Here is a 24,327-nt window from a genome sequence, read left to right as displayed (position 1 = left end):
CACAAAATTCTCGTCATCACTTCAAAATCTTTTTCAAAAATTTCAAGCCCTTCACCGCGATCTCATCACGCGTCGGTTCCATGCGACGCCAAATCGCCGCGGCTTTCGCGATCATCTTGACATCCTGGGTAAACGACTCGATCACCACGTCGCCCTGATAATGGATCGCCTTGAGCGCCGCCGCAATCTCGCCCCAGTTGGTGTGGTCGTTGCCGGGAGTGCCGCGGTCGCTGCCGCACGCGTGAAAATGGCCGAGCGCCTTGCCCGCTTTACGAATCGCCGCGCCGAGATGTTTTTCTTCGATGTTCATGTGGAACGTATCGAGATGAATCTTGAGCGCTGGACTTCGCACCGCGCGAATCATTTTCAACGCCTGATCGCAGGTATTGATAAAATCAGTTTCAAAACGATTGAGCGGTTCGAGGCAGATTTGGCGGCCGCGTTTCTCGGCGTATTTTGCGAGCGTGCGTAGATGTCGGACAACCGTTTTCCATTGCTCACGATATTCTTCCGAAGGCACCGCACCGGCGCGTCCCACCACGGAATAAACCGGACCGATGATGGACGGGCATTCGAGCGCGACCGCCTGATCAATGAGATTGAGAATATATTGAAGCGCGACTTTTTGATCCTCCGATGAACCGCGCAAATCCCGTCCCGGCCCCAACGCCGCACAGAGCGAACCGCAAACCAGCCCGTGCCGGTCGAGTTCACGTTTCACATGCGCGGGATCAATGTGCGAAGGGTCTTCCACCGCGATTTCGACCGAATCAAATCCCCAGCGCTTGAACTTAGCGAACAACTTCGTGCTGTCATTCGTAAACGGTGAGACGAACAAAAAGGTGTTGATGCCAAATCTCATACGGTGTGGAACAAGGCTAGAGCAATGAAAGGCGGAGTCAAAGATATTTGAAGCGGCGTCGGTTGAGTTTTTGCGGACTTGTTTAGGGAAAAAAGAAGCGTAGATTATGGCCATGACGACTACTGTGGGAGATAGCAATCAAGTCAGTATCCCGCCTGATATTGCGCAGAAGTGCGATATTCATCCAGGCACGCAGTTGGAGTGGGTAATGGCGGCTGACGGATCGATCATGGTAAAGCCTCTGCGCAGCCGGGGTGAATTAGCTCGGCAACTTTTGGGCGCGGGCAGGCACTGGCTCAAGCCCGGCGCAGACCCCATCGGTGACTTCATCCAAGACCGTCAGGAGGACGATAAGTTGGATCGCGCTGACGAACAATGACTCACTTGCTGGACACGTCATACATTATTTTCGCGACCCACATTTCACCGCCATTCAGCCGTCTTTTTTAAAGCAGGAAGTCCTTCCTTCAAAATAGTCTGGAACCTGAAATCCAGATTTTACCATCCACGAATCGCTCTTCCGAAAAGCGCATCATTTCTTTGCGTTCCAACCCCCGGTCGTCTATAAAATCGCCCCACAAGATATGACTTTAAGCAAAGCAAAAACGACCGACGCCACCGCCAGCGCTCCGCCCATTCTCGCCGCAAAAAAATTGCTCGTCGCCAACCGCAGTGAAATCGCCATCCGCGTCTTTCGCGCGGCGACGGAACTTGGCTTGCGCACCGTCGCGATTTACGCGCAGGAAGACCGCCTGACCGTTCATCGTTTCAAGGCGGATGAAGCGTATCTCGTCGGCGAAGGCAAAGGCCCCGTCGGCGCGTATCTGGACATTCCCGGCATCGTCGCGCTCGCTAAAGAACACGGCGCGGACCTGATCCATCCGGGCTACGGTTTTCTTTCCGAGAACGGCGACTTCGCGCAAGCGTGCGCCGATGCGGGCATCACGTTCGTCGGGCCGCGCCCGGAACTGTTGCGGTTGATGGGCGATAAAGTGGCCGCGCGCGCCCTGGCGCAAAAAGTCGGCGTGCCCACCTTGCCCGGCACGGAAGAACCCATCGAGGACCGCACCGAGGCGCTGCGCATCGCAAAAGAAATCGGTTTTCCGCTCATCATCAAGGCGGCGTTTGGCGGTGGCGGGCGCGGCATGCGCGTCGTGACCAAAGCCGCCGACCTGGCCGACCTGCTCGATGAAGCGCGCAACGAAGCTGGCCGCGCGTTCGGCAACTCCGCCGTCTTCCTCGAAAAATATATTCCCCGCGCGAAACACATCGAAGTGCAGGTGCTGGGTGATCGCCACGGAAATCTGCTGCATCTCCACGAACGCGATTGCTCGGTGCAACGCCGCCATCAGAAAGTCGTTGAGATCGCGCCGTCCGTCGGCCTTGACCCGCAAGTGCGCCAGGAACTTTGCGATGCCGCCGTCAAGATCGGCAAGGCGATCAAATACGACAACGCCGGCACCGTGGAGTTCCTCCTCGATCTCGATACGAACCAATGGTTCTTCATCGAGATGAATCCGCGCATCCAGGTCGAGCATACCGTGACCGAAGTCATCACCAACATTGACCTCGTGCGCGCTCAAATTCTCGTCGCGCAAGGTTACTCGCTCTTTGCGCCCGAAGTGGATTTGCCGCCGCAAGCCGAAGTGCCGCGCAACGGCTTCGCGATTCAATGCCGCGTCACGACCGAAGACCCCGAAAATAAATTCACGCCGGATTACGGCCGCATATTGACCTACCGTTCAGCGGGCGGTTTCGGTTTGCGCCTCGATGGCGGCATGGGCACGGCGGGCAGCGTCATCACGCCATTTTACGATTCGCTGCTCGTGAAAGTCACGGCATCCGGCCGCAACTTTGACGTCGCATTGCAACGCATGGACCGTGCGCTGCGCGAATTCCGCATCCGCGGCGTGAAGACGAACATTCCGTTTCTCGAAAACGTCATTCACAACCCGACCTTCCGCGCCGGCGGCGCGACCACCACGCTCATTGACACCACGCCTGAACTGTTTCAGTTCAAGCCCCGCCGCGATCGCGCGACCAAATTGCTCGCGTTCCTCGGCGATGTCATCATCAACGGCAATCCGCAGACCAAAGGCTACGTGCCGCGCGCGCCTTTCGCCACGCCCGTTTCGCCCGCGTACGATCGCAAGCAAACACCTCCGCCGGGAACCCGCCAATTATTATTGGAACTCGGTCCGAAAGGTTTCGCCAAGTGGGCATTGAAACAAAAACGCCTGTTGATCACCGACACGACTTTTCGCGACGCGCATCAATCGCTGTTCGCCACGCGCGTGCGCACCTTCGACATGCTCGCGGCGGCGAACGCCGTGGCCGTACGCACACCGAAATTGTTCAGCCTCGAAATGTGGGGCGGCGCGACCTTCGACACCGCCATGCGTTTTCTGCACGAAGACCCGTGGCTGCGCCTGCGCCAGTTGCGCGAGAAGATCCCGAATATTTGTTTCCAGATGTTGTTCCGCGGCTCGAACGCCGTGGGTTATTCCAATTATCCCGACAACGTCGTCGCCGGTTTCATCAAGCACGCCGCCGCGAACGGCATGGATATTTTCCGCGTGTTCGATTCCCTCAATTACACCCCGAACCTCGAAGTCGCGATGGCCGCGGTGCAGGAAACGCACGCCGTTTGCGAAGCGGCGATTTGTTATACCGGCGACATCCTCGATCCCAAGCGCAACAAATACACGCTCAAGTATTATGTGAAGCTCGCGAAGGAACTCGAGAAAATGGGCGCGCATTTTCTCGCGATCAAAGACATGGCGGGCTTGTGCCGTCCGTATGCGGCGTATCAGTTGGTGAAGGCGCTCAAGGAAGAGATCGGCATCCCCATCCATTTCCATACGCACGATACCAGCGGCGTCGCCGCCGCGTCCGTGCTCGAAGCGAACGACGCGCAGGTGGACATCGTGGACCTCGCCATCGCCTCCATGTCCGGTTCCACGAGCCAGCCGAACCTCAATTCCATCGTCGCCGCGCTCCAAAACGGCCCGCGCGATACCATGCTCGACTTGAATGCGCTCAACCAATTTTCCGATTATTGGGAACACGTGCGCACCATCTATGCGCCGTTCGACACCGCGCCCAAGGCGGGTTCGGCGGAAGTTTATCTTCACGAAATGCCCGGCGGGCAATACACGAATTTGAAGGAGCAGGCCGCGAGCATGGGCCTGGGAAATCGCTGGCCGGAAATCGCGCGCACTTACGCCGAGGTCAACCAGCTTTTTGGCGACATCGTCAAAGTCACGCCGAGCAGCAAGGTAGTCGGCGACATGACCATGTTTCTCATCACGCGCGGCATCAAGCCGGCGGATGTGCTGAATCTCGAACCGGGCGCGACGCCTTTTCCCGAGTCGGTCATTGACATGCTCGCGGGCGGCTTGGGCCAACCGGTCGGCGGCTGGCCGAAAAAAGTGCAGGAAGTCGTGCTCGGCAAACGCAAAGCCATCACCGTGCGCCCGGGCAAGGATTTGCCGCCGCTCAATTTCAAAAAGACCAAGGCCGAACTCACGGTGAAATTGAAACGCGAAGCGACGGATGACGATCTCTACAGTTACTTGATGTATCCCGAAGTCTTCGCCGAGTTTGCCAAATACGTCCGCGATTACAGCGATGTTTCCGTGCTGCCGACGCCCGCATTTTTCTACGGCCTCAAACCCGGCGAGGAAGTTTCCGTCGCGATTGAAGAAGGCAAGACGCTCTTCATCCGCCTCATCAACATCGGCGCGGTGGACGTGGATGGACGCCGTACCGTGCTCTTTGAATTAAACGGCATGTCGCGACAAACCACCGTGACCGACCGCTCGGTCCAGGCAAAGGTGAAAGCGCGCATCAAAGCCGACCCGGGAATTCCCGCGCAAGTCGGCGCACCGATCCCCGGATTGATCACATCATTGTCAGTGGGCGTCGGCACAAAAGTCACCAAGGGCGACAAACTCCTCACGCTCGAAGCAATGAAAATGCAGACGACGATTTACGCTCCCTGCGACGGAACCGTCGCCGAAGTCAACGCCAAGATCGGCGATACCGTCGAGAGCAAAGATTTGATCGTGCTGATCAAGGAGTGAAATTTCAGCAATCGGTGGTGAGCGCAAAGAAATGAACCTTTTGTGCCGCTCCTAACGGCGCTTTCGGATTAACAATTGGCTTGTTGGAAGCTCCGTTAGGAGCGCCATGTTTATAAAATGGTTCCGTTAATTCTTTAAGCTCCGTAGGAGCGGCATGAGCCGGAAATTCGCTCCTTAAAAATCCGTACGATTGTCGGCTAAAAAAATAATTAAATGGAAATCTATTTCAGGAAAATGACACTCTCATGGCTTCTGGCAACGGTGCCATTTTTGGGCTTTTTATTATTGGTTGGTTACTGCTCCGTCACCTCAATAAGTTTGCCACCCAATCCGACCATTTCGCACTACATTCTCCTGGCATTTTGCATACTTATATATGTGTCGGCCTGGTGGTTTTGTATCGCGAATTTATGGACGAGCGTTAAACATGAATTTAACGACAAAGTGATCACTCGATATTCTTTTCTTGGATTTTCCCGGACTCGAGTTAGATCGCGAGACGACGTGAAAGAAACAAAAATCATTGAAACTAGCTCGGCTCCTTTTGCCTCCAGAGGCTTTTTTTTGCAGATTGTATTTAAAGATGGCGCAAAAGAGCCGGTATTTTCCGACAAAAATTTTGATAAAGTCCAAGCAATACAGCATCAAATAGAAGCGTATTTAACTGAGGGCAATGGGTAGAAGGTTGCAGTTTGCTAACAGGAATGCTTCACGAGTTTACCAACTCGACTTGCCCAAATCACTTCCCGCTCGGCGACCAGTTACTATTATCCACCAGTTCAATGCCCGGTTTGGTAAACCGGATGCGCCGCGCTTTATAGAGCGTGCCCAATGCTTGCTTGAAAGCTTTTTTACTGACGCCGAAAGTGTCGCGGATCGCGTCGGGTGAACTGTCGTCGTCAAAGGTCAGCCGGCCACCGGCGCGCTCGAGCATTTGCACGATGCGCATGGCCACCGGCCCCGCACGGCGATGCCCCGTTTGTTCGAGGCTCAAATCAATCTTGCCATCCGGCCGCACCGCGCGCACGAAGCCCTTCAATTTTTGCCCGATGGAAATCGGCGCGGAAATCCCCTCGTGATACAGCATGCCGGAATGCGCGTCCTCAACCACCGCCTTATAGCCGAGCGGCGTTTTTTCCGTGATGATAAATTCGACCGGCTGCCCGGAACGAAAACTCGGCGGCACGACATTAAACGCATTCTTCAATTTCATCGAGGCGGCGACGCGCTGGGTTTTTTCATCCAGATAAATCCGCACCACGACTTCCTGCCCCACGCGCACCGGCCCAACCTGCTCGCGAAACGGCAGCAACAAATCCTTGCCCAACCCCCAATCCAGAAACACGCCGACGTTGCGATTGACGTTGACGACCTTGAGCGTCGCGACTTCGCCGACCGTGGCATAAGGAATCTCCGTGGTCGCCACCAGCCGATCCTCGGAATCGCGATAAACAAAAACCTCAAGGCGATCACCCCGCTCGAACTTGCGCGGCACATAACGATTAGGCATGAGAATTTCCCCATGCGAACCCGCATCAAGGTAAATCCCCACCGTGGAATCTCGAACGATCGTCAATATATTGCGTTTGCCGATTTCGGCCATACCGATACGCTACACCAGAGGATTGCCAAAACGAAGCGTGCAAATGGCTTCGATGCCATTCTAACTTTTCCGAAAAATAAAAATATTCCCCGGCAAACGTCCACTGGCATCAAGGCGGATGGTGGTCTCGATGAAAGCGAGTTCGTCAAAATTGTTTTTTGCGCAGGAACGAACATATTCCACAGCGTGGGCGAATCGTCCTGACGGTTGCAACCGGTAGCCGGTGTTGCTGCCCGATTCCGTGCTGACGGCGAGGATGCCACCACTCCGCAAGGCGCTCGCCGCACCGGAAAAAATCGGCGCAAGATCGCCAAAATAAATCAAAACATCCGCAGCCACGATCAAATCGAATTGGCTTTCTGAGCGCCTGAGAAACGCCGTCAATTCTTCGCACGCCACCGCGTCATAAACCGCTCGGCGGCGCGCCATTTCCAGCATCTTCGGCGAAAGATCCACGCCGGTCAGCCGCTTGCTCAATGGCCGCAGCAACGGGCCGCACAAGCCGGTGCCGCAGCCCGCATCAAACGTGTCATAAAGTTTTTCGGGCGGCGTCACGTCGCGAATGGCCGCGCACAGTTTTTCTGGAATGTCGTAACCAAGAGCGTCCACGAGTTGCGCGTCGAAACCTTCGGCGAACGCATCAAAATATTCGACGACATATTCCGGCGTCGAACGATCCAGGTCTTCATCGCCCTCGACCGCTTTCAGCAGATACGTCACGGAGGCGTTGGCCGGCCAAAGTTCGAGTTGCTTGTGACCCACGCGTGCGGCGGCGTCCAAATGGCCGAAGCCGCTCAACAACGAAAATGCCGCGCGAAATAAATCCTGCAAATCCTTGTCCGCATAATTTTCCTCCGCGCGAAAAGAATTTTTAAAAGCCTCAATCGCCGCATCCATCGGTTCGCCGCGCAACATCGCGGCCATGAACGCGCATTTGCGGGCCATGCGTTGATAATGAAGATTCCCCGCGTCGAGCGCGACCGCGCGCGCATAGGCGTCATGAGCTTCAGCCACGCGACCGAGTTGATAACAAAGCTTGCCGAGATTCGCGAGCAGCGCGGCGTCCGCGCCCCCGGCGGCGCTGCATTTGGCTAGGCAATCAATGGCAGTCGCGTAATCGCGCTGCTCTTGTTTGAGGAGGCCGAGAAATTGCCACGCGGCCGTCGAGTTGGGGTCTTGTTGCAGGGCGGCGCGATAAGCGGTTTCGGCCGCTGTGGCATCACCGAGTTTCTTGCGCACCATGCCGAGCAAAAGCCACGTGTCCGGTTGAAGACGCTGCAATTCGAGCGACCGTTCCAGGCAAACGGCGGCATCAGCCGGCAAATTTTCCTGGTTCAACGCCACGCCATAATTTGTCCAGAGCATGGCGTCGCCGGGCGAAAGCGCGAGCGCGGCGCGCAAGACCAGCGCGGCATCCGCCATCTGATTGGCGCGCAGCAATTCCATGGACCAGCGCGTGAGCGCCTGCACAACCGGCGTGCCCGCGCCGATGAGCGCGGCGAAGCGCGGGTTTTTGGTCGCCCACGTTTTGATGGAGTCCGTGACCGTTCGCGCGTCAGGCAGCGGCGGGGTTTTTACTGGCACGACATTGCCTTTGCTTGCCGGTGGAAATATTTTTGATGAGTCATCAAACCGGCCTTAACCGGCGCGTTGTTGTAATCCATCTTTCCCCCGCGGGTCAATTCCCAACACACAAGACCCTTTTGGAATTATTCGTAAAATATATTTCCTTCCCGCCCCCTCGATTCGCTTGAAACCGCCTCGGCAACCTGACACTCTCGACTAAATAATAATTATGAAGACGAACTTGCCATCCATCCGCTTCATCCACCAACTCATGATTTTCTGTGCGGCAATTTTTCTCGCCGCCAATTTGCGCGCGGACACAAATACGCCCGGCTTTAAGGTCATCGCATTCTACACCGGGCGAGATGACAAGGCACACGTCAGTTTCGATCACGAGGCAAACAAGTGGTTTCCAAAAATGGGCGAGAAATATAATTTCACATACGACACCACGACGAATTGGGACAATATGAACGCCGATTTTCTAGCGCCGTACAAAGTCGTGATTTTTCTCGATACTCGCCCCGACGGCCCCGCGCAACGCGCCGCGTTCCAGAAATACATGGAGAACGGCGGCGGGTGGATGGGCTTTCATTTTTCCGCGTTCGCCTTGACGCCTTCGGCCTTCCCGCAGAATTGGGATTGGTATCACGAGACATTTCTCGGCGCGGGCCAATACGTCCGCAACACCTGGCGCCCGACTTCGGCAGTGCTGCGCGTGGAAGACAAGATCCATCCGGCCATGCAAGGTTTGTCCGAGACCTTTACCGCTGCGCCGAACGAATGGTATAAGTGGTCGAACGACTTGCGCACCAACAAGGACATCAGCATCCTCGCCTCGATTGATCCTTCAAGCTTCCCGCTTGGAACCGGCCCCAAGCTATATGAAATCTGGCACGAAGGTTATTATCCGGTGGTGTGGGCGAACAAAAATTTCAAGATGGTCTATTTCAACATGGGTCACAACGACATGGATTACGAGCATCACACCAACAAGCAACTGTCCGACACATTCTCAAGCGATGCTCAAAATAAAATGATCATCAACACGCTCCTGTGGCTGGGGACGGGCAACAAAGCTCCCGCGACAAATTAATTTGGAACAACCGTCTCCGCAGTATCTCCGTGAGCGGATTCCGGCGCGGTTGCTTTCGCGCGATAATAAACCGCCACATTGCCAACGCGCATGATGAGGTGGCTCGACGTTTTTTCCGCAAGTGCGGGCGCCAAAGTTTTTTTCTCGTCCTTAAACTCGACGAATTTCACCTTCACCAAATCATGATGTGCCAAGCCTTCATCTACACTTTTTACGAAGCCGTCGCTAAGGCCGGCCTTGCCGACTTTGAAAGTGGCTTCGAGAGTTTGGGCGCGGGCTTTGAGCTTGCGCAATTCAGGATCAGGAATGGATGCCATATAAATTTTAGCTGACGCCCGCGACGCGAAAACCCTCAGCTTCGAGCAACTGCCGAATGCGGCCGGGTTGATCGCCTTGAATTTCAATCATCCGCTCGCGCGTCGTTCCGCCGCAACCACAGGTAGCCTTTAACTTGCCCGCAAGACTCTCAATATACGCGTAACTGATATTCGGCGCGAAATCGTCAATCACGATCACCGTCTTTCCCCCGCGATGCGCCTTCTCGCGCCGCAAAACCACGCGGCCATATTTTGAAGGCTTCGCAACTTCGTCATTCGCACGAGGCGCAGATGCGGGCGGAATATTTTGACCGGCGGGCAATCCCGAAACTTCCAAACCGGCGAAAGCATTGCTAAGGCCGACGCCGCTGGGCGTGAGATCGAGCTTGGGTTTTTTGGCCATGCTATTGCACCGTGGCGCTGGCCTGGCGGAAATTGCTGGATTCCGAGTGCGTGCGAATAAGCATCGGCTCGAGCAACTTGCGGCCCTCGAAGATGCCATGCGAATCGCTATTGAACCACGAACCGTCCGCGAGACGCGTGCGTTCCAGGGTGAACCGGCAATGACGCAACGTGCCGACCACACCGCCCCAAAGCGAAACTTCGCCCTTGAGATGAATCTCCGCGCGCGCGATCTCGAAATCTTCAGCGTCAATCAACGCCGTGCCCGCCATCTGATTCACGAAACGGTCGGTAAGCTTTTTCACCGGCATGCCGGGCTTGGGATCAAAGCTCAAAATATACGCACGGCGGCCGTTAATCATCTGCTCGCCCGCCAACGTGAAATTAAAACGCTGCACCAAATCGGCCGTGAGAAAATTTTCGCGCTCGTCACCTTTCTGGCCGGGTTTGGCATCGGCAAGTTTTTGGCGCTCGGCAGCTTCGTGATCCGCCTGCTTTTTCAACTCGGCAGTTGAAAGACTTTGGCCATTCATTTCCAGCAGCTTCAAATACGAAAGCCCCGCCGCAACGGACACTTCATAAACGCGTTCCTTGCGCTCCTTCACATGACCTTTGCTGTCGAGATCTTCAGTGACGGTTTTCTTGGTGTAAAAATAATCCGGACGCGCCTCGTGGTTCACCGGCGATTCCGCGCGAGCCACCGCCTTTGCCATGATGTCGTCCGCCGAGAGAGTAGAAGACATCGCAGCCGCCCCCCCCGATACGGGAAGCGCAGCGAACAACAGCAACCAAATATAACGCAGGCGATTCATGAGCTTATGACTTTGCTATAACTATAAATCCAATGCAAGTATGTGTAAATGGGCGCACTCGCAAATTGGATAATTGGATTTGAGGCGTAACATTAACCGTGAGAAGAAGATCGGCAGAAATGGGATTCCACCTAACATTCTTTGTCAGGAAAATGCCTTCATACTTTTCGACAATAATATATAACTCACTGTCCTTCAATCACCTGTTTCTTAAGCATGGCAAGGTCTTATCCTTCCACTCAGCGTATAGCATTGATATACATTGCAAAGGCTCATTGAGTGAGCCATTTTTAAATTGTGAAGGCGAATCTTACAGAAATCGTAAAAGATGGAGAGCAAGTGTTGGATCAAGTGGTCCATCATAACGAGACGGCTGAGATTCAGCAACATGGCAAGACCGTGGCAGTCATTCGGCGTAAAGCTGGCGTATCGGGCAAGGAATTATTGCGGCGGCTCAAGTTAGTTCGATTCACGGAGGCCGAACGTGATCAATTAGCCAAGGCGATGGCCGATGGAGCAAGCTCTCTTTCCCATGCCGGTAGCGATTGATTCCAGTGTCTTGATAGCTTGGGAACGAGCCGGCGGTTTGCCTGATTTTCTTTCCCAGGTCGAAGGGCCGTTTTATGTTCCATGCCACGCCGCAGCGGAGTTTCTTATCGGCACTCATCCGCCCGTTCCTTCCGCCCTTCGTGACCGCGCCAAGCTTCTCTACGATTCTTACATTAAGGAAATGGTGGATTCATTTGATGAAGCTGACGCCGCGCAACTCGCGGTATTGGCCGCCGAACTGCGGGCCAAAGGCCAGCAAATGAAGTTTTACGATGCCGCCATAGCTGCAACCGCCTTGGCGCGCGGCGACCAGCTTCTTACTTTGGATGGAGATTTTGACCGGCTAAGCGACAAGCTTCAGTTGTTGAAATTTTAACAAAAAGTATTGCTCCATCGCTTCGACGTTATTTTGCCGGTAACTCCAATATCTTCACATTCTTATAACTGGCGGCATCGTGATGCTCCGTCAAAAGAATCGGCCCCGTGATCTTCGTCCCAAAGTCGGGAAACTTTTTGAACTTGCTTTGCTGCACCGCGGCCATGACCTCGGGACTGCCCAATTCAAATTCCAAAACCTTCGCGCCATTGAGCCAATGCTCCACATGATTTCCCTTCACCAACACGCGCGAATGATTCCACTCGCCGGGCGGATGCAGCGGCTTGTTCGCGGCGGGCGGAAGCACATCGTAAAACGACGCCGTGCTGCGCTTCGCGGGCTGCGCGGCCTCGATGGTTTCATCAATCATCTGGTACTCCTGCCCGGGCGCGGCTTTGCGCTTTTCCGTCACTTCATACTTGATGCCGTTGTTCGCGCCGGCGGGGATGCGCCAATCCCATTGAAAATCAAAATCCGTGAATTGAGCCGTCGTGATGATGTCGCCTCCATGACCACCCGCCACACAATTCAACAGGCCATCGGCAACTTCCCAGCCATGCTCGGGCGCGGTGGGCTTGCCGTAACTCCGCCAGCCATCGAGCGACTTGCCGTCAAATAGCAAACGCCAGCCCGCCGCTTTTTCAGCATCGGTCAACTGGTTATCAGTCTGCGCAAATGACGTGTGAGTGACACAAACAAAACCTGCGATGATCGCGGCGGTGAATAAAAAGCCGCGGACGTTAAGCGCGAATTGGGATTTCATGACCCAGAGTTAATTATTTTCAATGCGCCGTGTCCATGTTATTTTACAACCGTGAATCGGCGCGCGCATCTCCCTTTTGTTTGGTTGCTGGCATCGTTTATCGTAACGGCCACTCAGGCCGCCACCGCGCCGCCCGGCGACCGCTGCGCCTTCATCGGCCGCAAGGATTTCGCCGACTTCACCACGACTGCTGGCGAAAAACCCGGCGAAGTGGTGATGACCTCACCTGAATTGACCGTGCCGATTGCGTGGGATGAATTGGTCGCGTCATGGAACGTGCCCGCGGGAGTGTATGCGAAGGTCGAGGCCCGCGCCATCTTCCCCGATCACACCACCAAATATTACACGATGGGCCTGTGGTCGGATGACCCCGCCCAACACCCCCGCACGAGCGTCCAACATCAGCGCGACGACGACGGCACCGTGAAACAAGACACGCTCGCCCTCACGCGCCACGGCGGCAAGTTGCAGGTGCGTGTCACCCTCGGCAACGCCGCGACGAATCAAACCGCGTTAAAATTTCTCGGCCTTTCCTTTTGCGATAGCCAGGCCGCGGCCGTCGCGCGCGAGCCCAACCATGCCGCGTGGGGCAAGACCATCGAAGTCCCCGAACGGCGCCAGGGTGAATATCCCGAGCAAAAAGGCTGGTGCAGTCCGACCTCGCTCTCGATGGTGCTCGCCTATTGGAGCGATGCCGAGCATCGGCCCGACCTGAACCACACCGAGCTTGAGACCGCCCACGCCGTTTATGATTCCGGCATGGAAGGAACCGGCAACTGGCCCTTCAACACCGCCTACGCGGGCAGCTTCCCCGGCGTCCGCGCCTACGTCACGCGGCTCGATGACATCTCCGAACTGGAAGATTGGGTCGCCGCCGGCATCGCGCCCATCATCTCCGTTTCCTCCTACCTCACCAACGACCGCCACAGCGGCCAGGACAACGGTCACCTCATCGTCTGCGTAGGCTTCACCGCGCAAGGCGATTTTGTGGCGAACGACCCCGGCGTCTCCGTGAAAAACAACGTCCGCGCCCGCCGCATCTATCCCCGCGCCCGCGTGATCAACGCCTGGAAAAAATCAAAGAACACCGCGTATCTCGTATATCCCGTGGACGCAAAGATTCCAAAGGATGTTTCGGGCCATTGGGAGGATGGGGAATCAAAAGCGGAGATGAAGTAACGAAGAGCAATCTGCCTTTAAGTCCTGTCGTTTGCTTAAGAAAAAACGAAGCGGTGGTTTCCGGCTGTCATAAACCACGCAACGCTCGTGACACGTCGCGGGTTCGAGCAAGCATGAAGTTCCATATTAACCGAGTGAAAGCAACTACAAGCCATGCGAAGACAACAAGCATGACACCGTAGCCTATGGCGTAACCTATGCGTTCAGGAGTATCGCCTTCTCGCAGTTGCCACGCTATTCGTTCATTAAGTTTACGCCAATCGTGGTCGTCAGTCGAGGGTCTTGGATACCAACTGACAGCAGCATAGTACAAAACCGTGGCCTTTAAGCGATTGTCCCGGGCATGCAAGCGACCGAACGCAGTAAGAAACCTATCCCATGCCGAGTCGTAGTTTGGATCCAGTGGCATAGCGCCCGCCGCAACAGGTGACCAAGCGCCACCTTCTTTTTCTGCTCTTAGGTTCGATGCGTAATCTTGCAGTTTCAGCATGGCCTGTGAAAAGTCTTTCGCCGCCGCAGCAAACTCATCGCGGGGAATAATTTGAGGCATTTTGTCGGCGGTCGCGGTGTCCAGAAGATCATCAACGGCCAATTCGACTGCTTGAACGTCTGCCAAAGAATCTTTTGGGTATCTTCGTGCCGATTCATTCCATCCAATCAGACCGCCAAAAAGGCCGATGCCGAATATGACGAGCCATTTCTGCCAGCGGATACGAGGCTTGGTGACAGGTAATGCCTCTACTTCGATTGTCAGCACTTTCATAGACTAGTTGGGTCTTTCAATTTAACGCTCTAAGCAAACGCACTCGTTTCCAAGGCAAAAACCATGCCATTGTGGGATTGAATTTACGCGGAGTGAAAGAGACGGGAAAATCACAATAAAGGAAAAATCCTGGAAAGCCAAGATCAGTAGGATGACTGATTTTAGGACACATTGAATCGGGCTTTAATCTCGGGACAGATGCTGTTCAGATTGACCTTTAGTTCTTTGCAAGGTTAAATGCCCAAAGTTTAAAACAAACATAAACCATGTTTTCACACGTTGTTATTTTTTGGACGGACCCGGCGAATCCCAAGGCGGCGGATGAATTGATCGCGGGGATGAATAAATATTTGCGGCCAATCCCCGGGGCGCTGAGTTTTCACATCGGCAAGATGGCGACGAGTCATCGGCCGGTCGTGGATCAGACGTATCAAGTGGCGCTGAATTTGGTTTTTCCCAACAAACAAACCCAGGACGATTATCAGGTGCATCCGCAGCACCTCGAATTCATCGAGAAAGTTTTCAAGGTCTGCTGCAAAAAAGTAGTCGTTTACGACTTTGAGTAATCCGGCAGTCCGCGAGTCCATGACTCACAGCAAGGTTTATAAGATCAGGCCGTTCTCGGCTGCTTTTTGAATCTTCCTATCAATCCGTGTTTCACCGTGTTCAATCCGTGGCTGAAAAAAAAAGGCCTACCAATCCCGGCCTTTGCGGTCCTTCGGCTTGATCATTTCATTCGTCCCCATCGCCAGCTTGCGATTGCCATCCAGCTTTAACATATCCAGCAACCGCGCCGCTTCCTCCTGCGTCAACTGCATTTCCTTGCCGTCCTTGGGACCGGGTTCCTTCTCGCCTTCCGTCGGGCCCTTGGCCTCTTTTTGATCATCGTCATCATCATCGTCCCCCTTGCCCTTCAACTTGTCGGCATCGCCGCCGGGCATCTTTTGTTTCAGCTTCGCCAATTTTTTGCCGAGATCGCTTCGTTGCTTGACCATCCCCTGCATCGCCATCTGATTGATCTGTTCGCGATCAATCAACTTCGCGATATAACGATCCACTACCTCCGCATTCGTTTTCGCATCCACATCCCCAGGTGACAATTCATGGCTGCTCTTGAAATCACCCGCCGCGCGCTGCCACTTCGACAACACCGCGCCGTAAGTATCCATCGCCTTTTTGACAACGCCCATCGCGTCCTTCAATTCATGGCGCGCACCGCGTCCTTGAAAATACGCCGACAACATCGCCTGCTCGTCCTGGCTCGCGAGCGCGGCATCCACCATGCGAATCGCGTCGCTGCCCACTTCAAGCGCCGTCGCGGTGCGCTCATCCGTGGGCTTGGGCTGTGGCCCTTTTTTCAACTCCTCCGCGCCCTGCCGGAACCGCACCTCGCCTAAATTATATAATGCCGGTGGCTGAATCCTTTCATCCTGGCTGGCGACCGCACCTTGAAAACACGCTTCGGCTTCCTGGAACTTTCCCTTGTCCAGTTGCTTTGTGCCGTCGTTGTAAAGTTGCAACGGCGACGCCGCACGCTCCGGCTCGCTCGCCAAGCCATTAATGCCCGGCAAAACGGCGGTCATCGTCATCAGCCACAAAATCTTTTTTCGCGCGCCTCGAACAATCATAACTTATCACTCCTATCTTCGGCCACCTTGCGCCGCGTGCCAACCAAAGATTCCGCCACGATCAAAAAAATAATTGCCGCCACGGGAAAATAATACCGGTCCACGCCCAGCTTCCGCGCGCGCGAATAATCCGCCGAACTCATCGAAGTCTCGACCAAATGTCGCACGCGATTAAAACCCTCGCCCAGCGAACCCAGTGGCTGATACGTCCCGTGCGTGGCCTCGGCGATTTCCGTCAGCGTGTTTTCGTCCAGATGGCTTTGCACAATATTTCCCGAACCATCGCGCACATAATCCAATTTATTCTGGTCGGTCACGATTTGGATGGGGCTGCCCGATGGCGTGCCGACTCCAATCGTGTAAATCACCACGCCTTTTTCGGACAACGACTTGGCCTCGGCCACCCCGGATTTTTCCAAATCTTCTCCGTCGGTCACGAGGATCATGATCTTGCGCCGCTCATTTTTTTCCATCGCTCGAAATCCCTCGTCAAGCGCGCGGCCAATGTCCGTTCCCGGCACCGGAATCGTTTTGTCGTCGAGCGACAGCAATGCCTCGCGAAAAGCGTCGTAATCAAACGTAAGCGGGCATTGCAAAAACGCTTGCCCCGAAAATGCGACCAGCCCCATGCGTCCGCGCCCGTGTTTTTGCACAAAATCCAGAATCGCATATTTCGCGCGCGTCAACCGGTTCGGCGCAACGTCCGTCGCGAGCATGCTGCGCGAGCAATCCACCACGAACAAAATGTCCTCGCCGAGCGTCGTCGAAACTTCCGTCGTTTCTCCCCATTGCGGACGCGCCAGCGCCACGCCCATCCCCGCGATGGCCACCACCAAAAAAATATTTTTCACGATGCGCCGCACTGGGCTGTGCGAACGCAGCAAGTCCGCCAACAATTCCGGCGCGGCGAAAAGTCCCAGTTGCCGCGTGCGCGCCCAGCCCGCGTAACGCTGCAAAGCCACCAGCGCGAGCGGCGCGAGCACCGCCAACCAGAGCCACGCGGGTTCCGCAAAATGTGGGTGTCGCAAGTCCATTGTATCAAGGCAACCGCCGGTAACGCGTGTTGGCCAAAACTAATTCCAATACGAACAACGCCAGCGCCGCAAGCAACGGCCATTCAAACAGCGGCGTAAAGGTCGTGTAGCGCCTCAGCTTCGCCTCGGTTTTTTCGAGCCGGTCAATTTCGTTATAAACATTCTGCAATTCACCGAGATTTTTCGCGCGATAAAATTTACCGTGCGAGATGCGCGACATCTGGCCGAGCACGGAATAATTCGCCGGTTGAAGTGTAAGTGTAGTGAACTCCACTTCGCCGCTCGGCGTGCGGCGCAGCTTGCCAGTGTCAATGTCGAAGCGCGGCAGCAGGCACGGCTCTTCGATGCCGATGCCGATGGTGTAAATCTTCGCGCCAATCGCCGCCGCGACTTGCGCCGCCGGCACGGGATCAATCTCGCCCTGGTTATTATCGCCGTCGGTCAGCAAAATAATGATGCGGCTTTTGCTGTTCTTGAGCACTTGCAAACGCTTGGCCGCGGACGCGATGGCATCGCCAATCGCCGTGCCGAGTTCGCGGATGATGCCGATGTGGAGGCGATGCAAATTTTGGATAAGCCAATCGTGATTGAGCGTGAGCGGACTCGCGAGGTACGGCACGCCGGAAAACGCGATGAGACCGATGCGGTCATTCGGTCTTTTCGTCACAAAATCTTCGAGCACCGAACTCGCAATGGCAAAACGCGTCGAATCATCGCCCGTTCCGCCCATGTCCAGCGATTCCATGGACCACGACAAATCCAGCACGAGCATGATGTCCACGCCGCTTGCCTGCGTCTCGGTGTGGTCATTCGCGAAGCGCGGTCCCGCGAGCGCAACGATGCACAGCGCAACCGTGAGAAGGCGCAGAAACAAAAGCAACCGTCCCGCCGCCGAACGCGCCGCCCCACCCGCCGCCCGCGCGATGTCCGCGCTTGAAAATCGCAACGCCGACCATTTGCCCGTGCGGCCGAGGAGAAACGCATACAGCGGCAGCAACGCCAGCAGCACCAGTATCCACGGAAATTGAAATTGGAAATGAGAGTTCATTTTTGCCGCCAGCGACTCACGCCGCGACCTCCGGGTTTATGACCGGCGGACGGCTGGCTTCAAGTTGCTCGACTAATTCGAGCGCATTTTCCACCGCGCCCAATTTCTCTGCGGGATGTTCCGGCGCAAATTTCCATTCGTCGCAACGCCGGAGAAAATCACCCGTTGCAGCGGCCAGTTCAGGTTGAACTTGAGGCTGTGCTTGCAACGCGTGGCGGAATTCCGCAGTCGTCAATTCTTCTGGCGGCAATTTCAAAACCGACAGGACGTAGCGCTTGAGGATGCGCGAAACTGTCATCACCAGCACGCCGTCCTCTGGCTGATCGCGCAATTTTTCCAGCGCATGCCGCGCCTGCATCGCCGGGGATGCGATCATCACGGCACGCGGACGGCGCACCCACACGATCACCGCGGCGACGAAGCTGACAAATACCAACGCACCAACCACGCATTGCCAGCCATGCAATTCCCAAAACGTCGCGTGCAATTCAGGATGCGGCGGCAGCAGCGCGGGAATTTTTTCCGGCGGCGTTTGCGCGCGGCTATACGCGGCGGACATCGCCATCGTCCATGCGCACGCGAGCCATTTTTTCACCCGCGCCTCCTTCCGCGCCGCGTCTCAAAAAAAGCCTGCAAAGTTTGTGCGAAAGCGTCGCCCGCCGAGAAGCGCAACGTATCCACACCCGCCTGGCGCAACGAGCGATCCAATTCACTCAACCGTTCTTCATTCGCCTTCGCATACATTTCGCGCACGGGGGCACGCGCCGAATCCAGCTCCAGCAATTCTCCCGTCTCCACATCTTCGACCGTCAACAAACCCGCGTTCGGCAAAATGCTCTCGCGCGGATCGTGCAGGTGGACACAAATCAAATCGTGCCGCGCATTCGTCATCCCGATTTCCTGCACCAGATCCCGGCCCGCCTGCAAACTCCGTGCGCCCGAACCGAAGCTGTGCAAAAAATCGGTGAACAAAAAAACCACCGAGCGGCGCTTGACCGCGTGATTCAAAAAAACCAAAGCTGCGGGAATATTCGTTCCGCGATGTTTCGGCTCGAAGAACAGCATCTCCTTAATCGTGCGCAGAATGTGGCGGCGGCCTTTGCGCGGCGGCAAAAATAATTCCACCTGGTCTGTGAAAAGCAACAGTCCCACCTTGTCGCTGCTGCGCGCTGCCGAAGATGCAAGCGTGGTGGCGATTTCCACGGCGGATTCGCGCTTGCTGCGCCGCGTGGAACCGAACGCGCTCGATGCCGAAATATCCACGGCGAGAATGACGCCCAGTTCGCGCTCTTCGCGAAAGCGTTTCACGAATGGCCGCCCCATGCGGTTCGTGACGTTCCAATCAATGCTGCGGACGTCGTCGCCGGGCATGTATTCGCGCAACTCCTCGAAGTCCATGCCGCGCCCCTTGAAGCGGCTGAGGTATGCGCCGACCATCATGTCATTGACCAGGCGGTTGGTGCGAATTTCCACCCGCCGGACGGTCGCAAGAATTTCCTGGATGGTCACGGCACCGGAACGGTATTGAAGATTTTTTTGACGATGTCGTCGGAGGTGATCGCCTGCGCCTCGGCTTCGTAAGTCAGGATGATGCGATGCCGCAACACATCGGGCCCGATGTTCTTGATGTCCTCCGGCGTCACGTAACCGCGCCCCTGCAACAAGGCCCACGCCTTGGCCGCGACCGTGAGATAAATCGTCGCGCGCGGCGAAGCGCCGAACTGGATGAGATGCTTGATGTCCAGTTTGTATTTCTCCGGCGTGCGCGTGGCGAAGACGAGATGCACGATGTAATCGCGGATTTTTTCGTCCACATGGATTTTGTCCACCAGCTTGCGCGTGTGCAAAATTTCCTCGAGCGGAATCACCGGCTGCACTTCATTCTTCGGCGAAGTGAAGGCCATCTTGTCCAAAATTTTGCGCTCTTCCTCGAAGGTCGGATAACCGATGATGACTTTGAACATGAAGCGATCCACCTGCGCCTCGGGCAATGGATACGTGCCTTCCTGGTCAATCGGATTTTCCGTGGCGAGCACCAGAAACGGCGAGGGCAGGGGCATTGTCTCGCCGCCCAAAGTGACCTGGCGTTCCTGCATGGCTTCGAGCAGGGCGGATTGCACCTTGGCGGGCGCGCGATTGATTTCGTCGGCCAGCACGAGGTTCGCGAACACCGGTCCTTTGGTCGCGTGGTACTTTCCATCCTGCGGATTGTAAATCAGCGTGCCGATGATGTCGGCGGGCAACAGGTCAGGCGTGAATTGGATGCGATGAAACTGCGCGTGAATCGCCGAGGCCAGCGTGCGCACGGAAAGAGTTTTCGCCAGCCCGGGAACGCCTTCGAGCAGGACGTGACCGTTGGCGAGCAAGCCCACGAGCAAGCGGTCCACCAAATATTCCTGGCCGACGATGACGTGGGCGATTTCCTTGCGCAAAGTCGCGACCCACGCCGCGGCTCTTTGCACGTCCTCAGTTGATTCTTGTAGCGGTGCGGGCATTCAGATGAACAATATAGGAGGTTTTGTTTCAGTGTGGAGAAAAAACGAGCGGCTTCGGCTGCGGATCACAATTTCAACAGCCGTTCCCGCAATTCGTTGGGGACGCCGCCCGCGCTGGCAGCGGCGTGCAAAATTTTAATTTGTTGTTTCCACACGCGCTGCAATTCCGCCTGCCGTTTTTTAACGTGCGGCGCGGCGACAAATCCAGGGTCGTTGGGCGGCAACGCCGCGCGGCGCATCGCTTCCATCAGGCGCATCTGGTCGGATTGATAGCCCGAAGTCCAAAAGGCGACGCCATCGCGCTGGGTCAATGCGCGCATCTCAAAAGCCGCTTCCATTAAACCATTATAGACTTCCTGCGGTTCGGCCTGCGGATAATTGGCGCTGCGAATCAATTCCAGCACGCCGTCGCGCTCGGTCACAAGCAGGCATAACAATTCCTGAACGGCGTAGAGAAAAACGTGCGGGCTGGCGCTCTCCACGCTGCCGGCGTGGTCAATCTTGCAGCGGACGATGTAATAATCGCGCGGCCCGATTTCGGCGTCCCAGTTGGCATGCTCGCCCGCGCCAAACCAGGGCCATTGAGCGCCCCATTTCGGCATCGGCATGCCGTTGAAATAAAACGTCCACGGAAAATCTTTCTGATCATAATCGAGCATAGCTTGATGGCCTCACCCTCAACCACGGCTCCCGAAAACGCAAGCCGATTCAAATCTTCGACTCTCCGCGCCTCCGCGTCTCCGCGGTAAAAATTTGCTCCATCCCTTCCCGGGGCGTACACTCGCCACCGTGCAAAACCTGGTGGAAGATTTTTTACAATTTCTGCGGCATGAGCGCGGGCAATCGGAGAACACCCAAAAAACTTACGCCGCCGTTTTGCATCACTTCATCGCGTGGGCTGCGGCGCAAAAAATTTTCGATTGGAAAAATATCGAACTTTCACACCTGATGTCATTTCTCACCGAGGAACGCGAACGCACGCTTATCAAGGACGAGAAGGACAGCGCGCGGCGATTAAGTTCAAGCAGTATTTATTTGGAGATCGCGGCGTTGCGCGCGTTTTATCGCTTCGCTGAAAATGAAAAGTTGCTGCCGGTGAATGCCGCGGAAAATCTTTCACTCCCGCGCCGCTGGAAACGCCTGCCCAAGGCGCTCTCGAACGCCGAGATCACGCGCCTGCTTCAACCGCCTGCCAGCGGAACCGTCGAGACTCCACCAGCGCTTTGTGATCGCGCCATTCTCGAACTCGCTTACGCCAGCGGACTGCGCCTCGCCGAATTGCGCAATGCGCGCCTCGAACAACTGCATCTCGACGCCGGGTTCATCAACATCATCGGTAAGGGAAACAAGGAACGCGTCGTGCCGCTGGGACGGCAAGCCATCGCGGCGATTGGCCGCTACCTCGCGCTGGGTCGGCCAAAACTGGTGACAGCGCGTTCGCCGGCGAATTTGTTTTTGACACATCGCGGCACGCCCTTCGCCGCGAGCACGATGTGGCTGCGGATAAAAAAATCGGTGAAGTTCGCAGGCATCGAGCGCAACGTCACGCCCCACATGTTGCGGCACAGCTTCGCCACGCATCTGCTGGAGCACGGCGCGGATTTGCGCGTCATTCAGGAATTGCTCGGGCACGCGAGCATCAGCACCACGGAAATTTACACGCACGTCGCCACCAGCCGATTGCGCGAGGTGCATAAAAAATATCATCCGCGCGGTTGATTTTTTAATGGACCGCGGGTCTGCGACCCGCAGCAAGGTTCATAAGGTCAAGCGGCCAACGGCTCAGACTTATGCATCATAGAAAAGCCATTTGATTTTTAAAATGATAGTCCGCTCGCAAGCGGCAATCTTTTCATGCGTTGCTGCGGGTCATAGACCCGCGGTCCGGTGGAGAGTCTAGCCTTGCATTAGCGATGAAGTTTTATTCTAGTTGATTTCGATGCCAGCAGCGGTGGCGAGGGCAGGCAGCATTATTAACATGGCCTGCAATTATAAAGAATTCTTCCAACTTTACTTCAGCGAGCTTGAGCGGCGCGGAATTCCTTGTGTCATCATTCATTCCTATCAGGAATATCCTGAGAAAATCGCGTCGGACATTGATTACTCCGTGCCGCAGGAACACCTGCCGGGCCTGCATCTGATCCTCGCCGACCTGGCGGAAAAAAATGGCTGGGCGCTGGTCCAGACTTTGCAACACGGCGTGTTCGCATATTACAGCGTGGTCGTCAATCTGGAGGACCCCACGCAAAATTTACGGCTTGATGCCTGTTCCGCCTACGCGCGCGTGCGTCGTTATTTTGTTCCCGAAACGGTTCTGCTCACGAACCGGGTAAAATATCGAGGCTTCTTTGTGCCTTCACCGGCGGGTGAATTCGCGTACGTGGTGGCGAAAATGTACGACGCGAAGAACCGTTCGCCCGCGCAATATCTTCCACGGCTCAAGCAACTCTGGTCGCAGGACAAACTGGGCGCGGAAAAAAATTTCACTGACTTGTTCGGCAACACCGGCAAGACCGTGGAGCAATGGTTCGACTGTCCGCCGGACGAGTGGCGTCCGCTGGGGCCGATCATGTATACGCGCAAAAAATTCGGCGCGGCATTGCTGTTTCGGGAAGCGAAACGCGTGCTCAAACGCGTGATGAATCCAACGGGTGTGAGCGTGGCGATTCTCGGATTGGATGACGCTGCGAGAAAAAGCTTAGTCGCGCGGTTGGAGGAATTATTGCAACCATGTTTCCGCTATCAACCGTTGCACTTCCGTCCGCGCGGCGATCAGTCACCACAGAATGCCATCGCCAATCCGCTGAAAGCATTTTTCTATTTTCTAAATTATCTGGCGGCGTGGTGGCAGGTCGTGCCGGCGCGAATCAGCAGTCATTTTGTGGTGTGCGAAGGCAGCTTTGATGAATTATTAATCAACGCGGAGCAGGCGGGTACTAAGGGCGAGAAGGGATTTGCGCGATTTCTGCGGCGACTTTTGCCGCGACCGGACCAGACATTTATATTGCTGACGCCCGTGCGGCTATCGCAGCAGCGGCATCCGGGTTCGGCGAAGGACGAATGGGAACGGCAGGAACGCGGGCTGTTGCGCTTGGCGGCCGACCAGCGGTATTACACGAAGATTTCCGCAGAGGAATCGCCCGAAGAATTAGCGCGGCACATTTGGCGGGAAGTGGTCAACGGCATGGCCGTCCGCGAAGCCCGCCGCGCGTGATCAAAGCCCCGACGGCGAAACCCCCACCGCCACAATGCTGCAAGCCTGGATGACCTTCAATCCCAGCCGTTCGGCCTCGGCCAGCACTTCGTCCGATTCGGTGCCGGGATTCAGCCAAAGTTCGTCGCAACCTTTCGCCGCAATGTCCGGCAGAACCTTGAGCAAAATCGCGGGCGGCAAATAAACGCTGATCATCTCGGGCCGCACCGGCACTTCGCGAATACTTTTAAAAGCGGGCAAACCTTCGATTTCGGCTTCCTTGGGATTCACGGGATAGACCGCATAACCTTGCTGCTGGAAGGCGCGGACGGCCTTGTTGCCAAACTTATTCTGGTCGCTGGATGCTCCAATGATTGCCACACTTTTCATAAGGGAATTATCGGCGGGAACGGATAGGATGCAAGTTCTCGCGCCTGTAAACTTTTGCAAAAGCTCGGAAGCCGGGAAAATGTTTTTGATGCATCCAAACGGGATTCTTAATCGAAGACTTCTATGTGGTTTTGGAACGGATGGCGCGGCGGTGTGGAAGTCGGCG

General features: G+C 55.7%; 26 protein-coding genes. 10 read left to right on the top strand and 16 right to left on the bottom strand.

The window, feature by feature from the left end:
- Nucleotides 1-16: 16 nt before the first annotated feature.
- A complete protein-coding gene (locus VH413_02020) occupies nucleotides 17-862 on the bottom strand; it encodes a sugar phosphate isomerase/epimerase (protein ID HEX3797451.1) in 846 nt (281 codons plus the stop codon).
- A 106-nt stretch (nucleotides 863-968) separates the two neighbouring features.
- On the opposite strand from VH413_02020, the gene VH413_02015 reads away from it, so the two are divergent.
- From VH413_02015 to VH413_02005, 3 genes are all read left to right on the top strand, one after another.
- A complete protein-coding gene (locus tag VH413_02015) occupies nucleotides 969-1,241 on the top strand; it encodes an AbrB/MazE/SpoVT family DNA-binding domain-containing protein (GenBank protein HEX3797450.1) in 273 nt (90 codons plus the stop codon).
- A 205-nt stretch (nucleotides 1,242-1,446) separates the two neighbouring features.
- Nucleotides 1,447-4,947: a pyruvate carboxylase gene (locus tag VH413_02010; protein HEX3797449.1), complete on the top strand. Its 3,501-nt coding sequence runs from the start codon at nucleotides 1,447-1,449 to the stop codon at nucleotides 4,945-4,947.
- A 213-nt stretch (nucleotides 4,948-5,160) separates the two neighbouring features.
- Nucleotides 5,161-5,628: a hypothetical protein gene (locus VH413_02005; protein HEX3797448.1), complete on the top strand. Its 468-nt coding sequence runs from the start codon at nucleotides 5,161-5,163 to the stop codon at nucleotides 5,626-5,628.
- Between the two features lie 58 nt (nucleotides 5,629-5,686).
- Here the strand turns inward: VH413_02005 and VH413_02000 are convergent, their stop codons facing one another.
- Both VH413_02000 and VH413_01995 read right to left on the bottom strand, forming a co-directional pair.
- Complete coding sequence (locus tag VH413_02000; GenBank protein ID HEX3797447.1) at nucleotides 5,687-6,550, bottom strand: S1-like domain-containing RNA-binding protein; 864 nt, start codon at nucleotides 6,548-6,550, stop codon at nucleotides 5,687-5,689.
- A 60-nt stretch (nucleotides 6,551-6,610) separates the two neighbouring features.
- Nucleotides 6,611-8,134 carry a methyltransferase gene (locus tag VH413_01995; protein HEX3797446.1) on the bottom strand — a complete coding sequence of 508 codons (1,524 nt, stop codon included), beginning with the start codon at nucleotides 8,132-8,134 and terminating at the stop codon, nucleotides 6,611-6,613.
- 253 nt (nucleotides 8,135-8,387) lie between these two features.
- Here VH413_01995 and VH413_01990 point away from each other — a divergent pair, with 253 nt between their 5' ends.
- Nucleotides 8,388-9,212, top strand: a complete 825-nt coding sequence (locus VH413_01990) for a ThuA domain-containing protein (GenBank protein HEX3797445.1) — start codon at nucleotides 8,388-8,390, stop codon at nucleotides 9,210-9,212.
- On the opposite strand, the gene VH413_01985 is transcribed toward VH413_01990, so the two are convergent.
- The 3 genes from VH413_01985 to VH413_01975 are packed head-to-tail and all read right to left on the bottom strand — an operon-like array spanning nucleotide 9,209 to nucleotide 10,743.
- Nucleotides 9,209-9,529, bottom strand: a complete 321-nt coding sequence (locus tag VH413_01985) for a YhbY family RNA-binding protein (protein HEX3797444.1) — start codon at nucleotides 9,527-9,529, stop codon at nucleotides 9,209-9,211. The two genes, VH413_01990 and VH413_01985, sit on opposite strands and share 4 nt — an antisense overlap.
- A 7-nt stretch (nucleotides 9,530-9,536) precedes the next feature.
- Nucleotides 9,537-9,932 carry a translation initiation factor gene (locus VH413_01980; protein ID HEX3797443.1) on the bottom strand — a complete coding sequence of 132 codons (396 nt, stop codon included), beginning with the start codon at nucleotides 9,930-9,932 and terminating at the stop codon, nucleotides 9,537-9,539.
- A gap of 1 nt (nucleotide 9,933) precedes the next feature.
- Nucleotides 9,934-10,743, bottom strand: a complete 810-nt coding sequence (locus tag VH413_01975; protein HEX3797442.1) for a hypothetical protein — start codon at nucleotides 10,741-10,743, stop codon at nucleotides 9,934-9,936.
- Nucleotides 10,744-11,040: 297 nt separating this feature from the next.
- On the opposite strand from VH413_01975, the gene VH413_01970 reads away from it, so the two are divergent.
- Nucleotides 11,041-11,292, top strand: coding sequence for a hypothetical protein (locus VH413_01970; GenBank protein ID HEX3797441.1), 252 nt, complete (start codon nucleotides 11,041-11,043; stop codon nucleotides 11,290-11,292).
- Nucleotides 11,276-11,668, top strand: coding sequence for a PIN domain-containing protein (locus VH413_01965; GenBank protein ID HEX3797440.1), 393 nt, complete (start codon nucleotides 11,276-11,278; stop codon nucleotides 11,666-11,668). The genes VH413_01970 and VH413_01965 overlap by 17 nt, the downstream gene beginning before the upstream one ends.
- Nucleotides 11,669-11,696: 28 nt before the next feature.
- Here VH413_01965 and VH413_01960 read toward each other — a convergent pair whose 3' ends face one another.
- A complete protein-coding gene (locus VH413_01960; GenBank protein ID HEX3797439.1) occupies nucleotides 11,697-12,431 on the bottom strand; it encodes a DUF1080 domain-containing protein in 735 nt (244 codons plus the stop codon).
- A gap of 51 nt (nucleotides 12,432-12,482) precedes the next feature.
- Here VH413_01960 and VH413_01955 point away from each other — a divergent pair, with 51 nt between their 5' ends.
- Nucleotides 12,483-13,610, top strand: a complete 1,128-nt coding sequence (locus VH413_01955) for a C39 family peptidase (GenBank protein ID HEX3797438.1) — start codon at nucleotides 12,483-12,485, stop codon at nucleotides 13,608-13,610.
- Between the two features lie 67 nt (nucleotides 13,611-13,677).
- On the opposite strand, the gene VH413_01950 is transcribed toward VH413_01955, so the two are convergent.
- A complete protein-coding gene (locus tag VH413_01950; GenBank protein HEX3797437.1) occupies nucleotides 13,678-14,373 on the bottom strand; it encodes a hypothetical protein in 696 nt (231 codons plus the stop codon).
- A 266-nt stretch (nucleotides 14,374-14,639) separates the two neighbouring features.
- Here VH413_01950 and VH413_01945 point away from each other — a divergent pair, with 266 nt between their 5' ends.
- Complete coding sequence (locus tag VH413_01945) at nucleotides 14,640-14,939, top strand: Dabb family protein (GenBank protein HEX3797436.1); 300 nt, start codon at nucleotides 14,640-14,642, stop codon at nucleotides 14,937-14,939.
- Between the two features lie 126 nt (nucleotides 14,940-15,065).
- Here VH413_01945 and VH413_01940 read toward each other — a convergent pair whose 3' ends face one another.
- The 7 genes from VH413_01940 to VH413_01910 form a co-directional block, all read right to left on the bottom strand.
- Nucleotides 15,066-16,001, bottom strand: coding sequence for a hypothetical protein (locus VH413_01940; GenBank protein ID HEX3797435.1), 936 nt, complete (start codon nucleotides 15,999-16,001; stop codon nucleotides 15,066-15,068).
- The gene (locus VH413_01935; GenBank protein HEX3797434.1) at nucleotides 15,998-17,035 is read right to left on the bottom strand and encodes a VWA domain-containing protein; all 1,038 of its coding nucleotides are present in this window, start codon (nucleotides 17,033-17,035) and stop codon (nucleotides 15,998-16,000) included. The genes VH413_01940 and VH413_01935 overlap by 4 nt, the downstream gene beginning before the upstream one ends.
- Nucleotides 17,036-17,039: 4 nt before the next feature.
- On the bottom strand, nucleotides 17,040-18,083 hold the full coding sequence (locus tag VH413_01930; GenBank protein ID HEX3797433.1) for a VWA domain-containing protein: 1,044 nt from the start codon (nucleotides 18,081-18,083) through the stop codon (nucleotides 17,040-17,042).
- A gap of 16 nt (nucleotides 18,084-18,099) precedes the next feature.
- Nucleotides 18,100-18,678, bottom strand: a complete 579-nt coding sequence (locus VH413_01925; protein ID HEX3797432.1) for a DUF4381 family protein — start codon at nucleotides 18,676-18,678, stop codon at nucleotides 18,100-18,102.
- The gene (locus tag VH413_01920) at nucleotides 18,675-19,592 is read right to left on the bottom strand and encodes a DUF58 domain-containing protein (GenBank protein ID HEX3797431.1); all 918 of its coding nucleotides are present in this window, start codon (nucleotides 19,590-19,592) and stop codon (nucleotides 18,675-18,677) included. The genes VH413_01925 and VH413_01920 overlap by 4 nt, the downstream gene beginning before the upstream one ends.
- The gene (locus VH413_01915) at nucleotides 19,589-20,578 is read right to left on the bottom strand and encodes a MoxR family ATPase (protein HEX3797430.1); all 990 of its coding nucleotides are present in this window, start codon (nucleotides 20,576-20,578) and stop codon (nucleotides 19,589-19,591) included. Before VH413_01915 ends, VH413_01920 begins: the two co-directional genes overlap by 4 nt.
- Before the next feature lie 65 nt (nucleotides 20,579-20,643).
- The gene (locus VH413_01910) at nucleotides 20,644-21,237 is read right to left on the bottom strand and encodes a hypothetical protein (GenBank protein HEX3797429.1); all 594 of its coding nucleotides are present in this window, start codon (nucleotides 21,235-21,237) and stop codon (nucleotides 20,644-20,646) included.
- 94 nt (nucleotides 21,238-21,331) lie between these two features.
- On the opposite strand from VH413_01910, the gene VH413_01905 reads away from it, so the two are divergent.
- Nucleotides 21,332-22,297: a tyrosine recombinase gene (locus VH413_01905; GenBank protein HEX3797428.1), complete on the top strand. Its 966-nt coding sequence runs from the start codon at nucleotides 21,332-21,334 to the stop codon at nucleotides 22,295-22,297.
- 259 nt (nucleotides 22,298-22,556) lie between these two features.
- Nucleotides 22,557-23,792 (top strand): hypothetical protein, encoded by a 1,236-nt coding sequence (locus VH413_01900; GenBank protein ID HEX3797427.1) that lies wholly within the window; start codon nucleotides 22,557-22,559, stop codon nucleotides 23,790-23,792.
- Here the strand turns inward: VH413_01900 and VH413_01895 are convergent, their stop codons facing one another.
- The gene (locus VH413_01895; protein ID HEX3797426.1) at nucleotides 23,793-24,161 is read right to left on the bottom strand and encodes a CoA-binding protein; all 369 of its coding nucleotides are present in this window, start codon (nucleotides 24,159-24,161) and stop codon (nucleotides 23,793-23,795) included.
- Between the last annotated feature and the right edge of the window lie 166 nt (nucleotides 24,162-24,327).

The organism is Verrucomicrobiia bacterium, from assembly GCA_036268055.1.
Lineage (GTDB): Bacteria > Verrucomicrobiota > Verrucomicrobiia > Limisphaerales > Pedosphaeraceae > DATAUW01.
This window is presented reverse-complemented; position numbering and strand designations above follow the sequence as displayed.

Bases quoted from the DNA above. Each gene is read 5' to 3' on its own strand.
- VH413_02020 (HEX3797451.1), bottom strand. From the start codon at position 862: ATGAGATTTGGCATCAACACCTTTTTGTTCGTCTCACCGTTTACGAAT.
- VH413_02015 (HEX3797450.1), top strand. From the start codon at position 969: ATGGCCATGACGACTACTGTGGGAGATAGCAATCAAGTCAGTATCCCG.
- VH413_02010 (HEX3797449.1), top strand. From the start codon at position 1,447: ATGACTTTAAGCAAAGCAAAAACGACCGACGCCACCGCCAGCGCTCCG.
- VH413_02005 (HEX3797448.1), top strand. From the start codon at position 5,161: ATGGAAATCTATTTCAGGAAAATGACACTCTCATGGCTTCTGGCAACG.
- VH413_02000 (HEX3797447.1), bottom strand. From the start codon at position 6,550: ATGGCCGAAATCGGCAAACGCAATATATTGACGATCGTTCGAGATTCC.
- VH413_01990 (HEX3797445.1), top strand. From the start codon at position 8,388: ATGATTTTCTGTGCGGCAATTTTTCTCGCCGCCAATTTGCGCGCGGAC.
- VH413_01985 (HEX3797444.1), bottom strand. From the start codon at position 9,529: ATGGCATCCATTCCTGATCCTGAATTGCGCAAGCTCAAAGCCCGCGCC.
- VH413_01980 (HEX3797443.1), bottom strand. From the start codon at position 9,932: ATGGCCAAAAAACCCAAGCTCGATCTCACGCCCAGCGGCGTCGGCCTT.
- VH413_01975 (HEX3797442.1), bottom strand. From the start codon at position 10,743: ATGAATCGCCTGCGTTATATTTGGTTGCTGTTGTTCGCTGCGCTTCCC.
- VH413_01965 (HEX3797440.1), top strand. From the start codon at position 11,276: ATGCCGGTAGCGATTGATTCCAGTGTCTTGATAGCTTGGGAACGAGCC.
- VH413_01960 (HEX3797439.1), bottom strand. From the start codon at position 12,431: ATGAAATCCCAATTCGCGCTTAACGTCCGCGGCTTTTTATTCACCGCC.
- VH413_01950 (HEX3797437.1), bottom strand. From the start codon at position 14,373: ATGAAAGTGCTGACAATCGAAGTAGAGGCATTACCTGTCACCAAGCCT.
- VH413_01945 (HEX3797436.1), top strand. From the start codon at position 14,640: ATGTTTTCACACGTTGTTATTTTTTGGACGGACCCGGCGAATCCCAAG.
- VH413_01940 (HEX3797435.1), bottom strand. From the start codon at position 16,001: ATGATTGTTCGAGGCGCGCGAAAAAAGATTTTGTGGCTGATGACGATG.
- VH413_01935 (HEX3797434.1), bottom strand. From the start codon at position 17,035: ATGGACTTGCGACACCCACATTTTGCGGAACCCGCGTGGCTCTGGTTG.
- VH413_01930 (HEX3797433.1), bottom strand. From the start codon at position 18,083: ATGAACTCTCATTTCCAATTTCAATTTCCGTGGATACTGGTGCTGCTG.
- VH413_01915 (HEX3797430.1), bottom strand. From the start codon at position 20,578: ATGCCCGCACCGCTACAAGAATCAACTGAGGACGTGCAAAGAGCCGCG.
- VH413_01910 (HEX3797429.1), bottom strand. From the start codon at position 21,237: ATGCTCGATTATGATCAGAAAGATTTTCCGTGGACGTTTTATTTCAAC.
- VH413_01900 (HEX3797427.1), top strand. From the start codon at position 22,557: ATGGCCTGCAATTATAAAGAATTCTTCCAACTTTACTTCAGCGAGCTT.
- VH413_01895 (HEX3797426.1), bottom strand. From the start codon at position 24,161: ATGAAAAGTGTGGCAATCATTGGAGCATCCAGCGACCAGAATAAGTTT.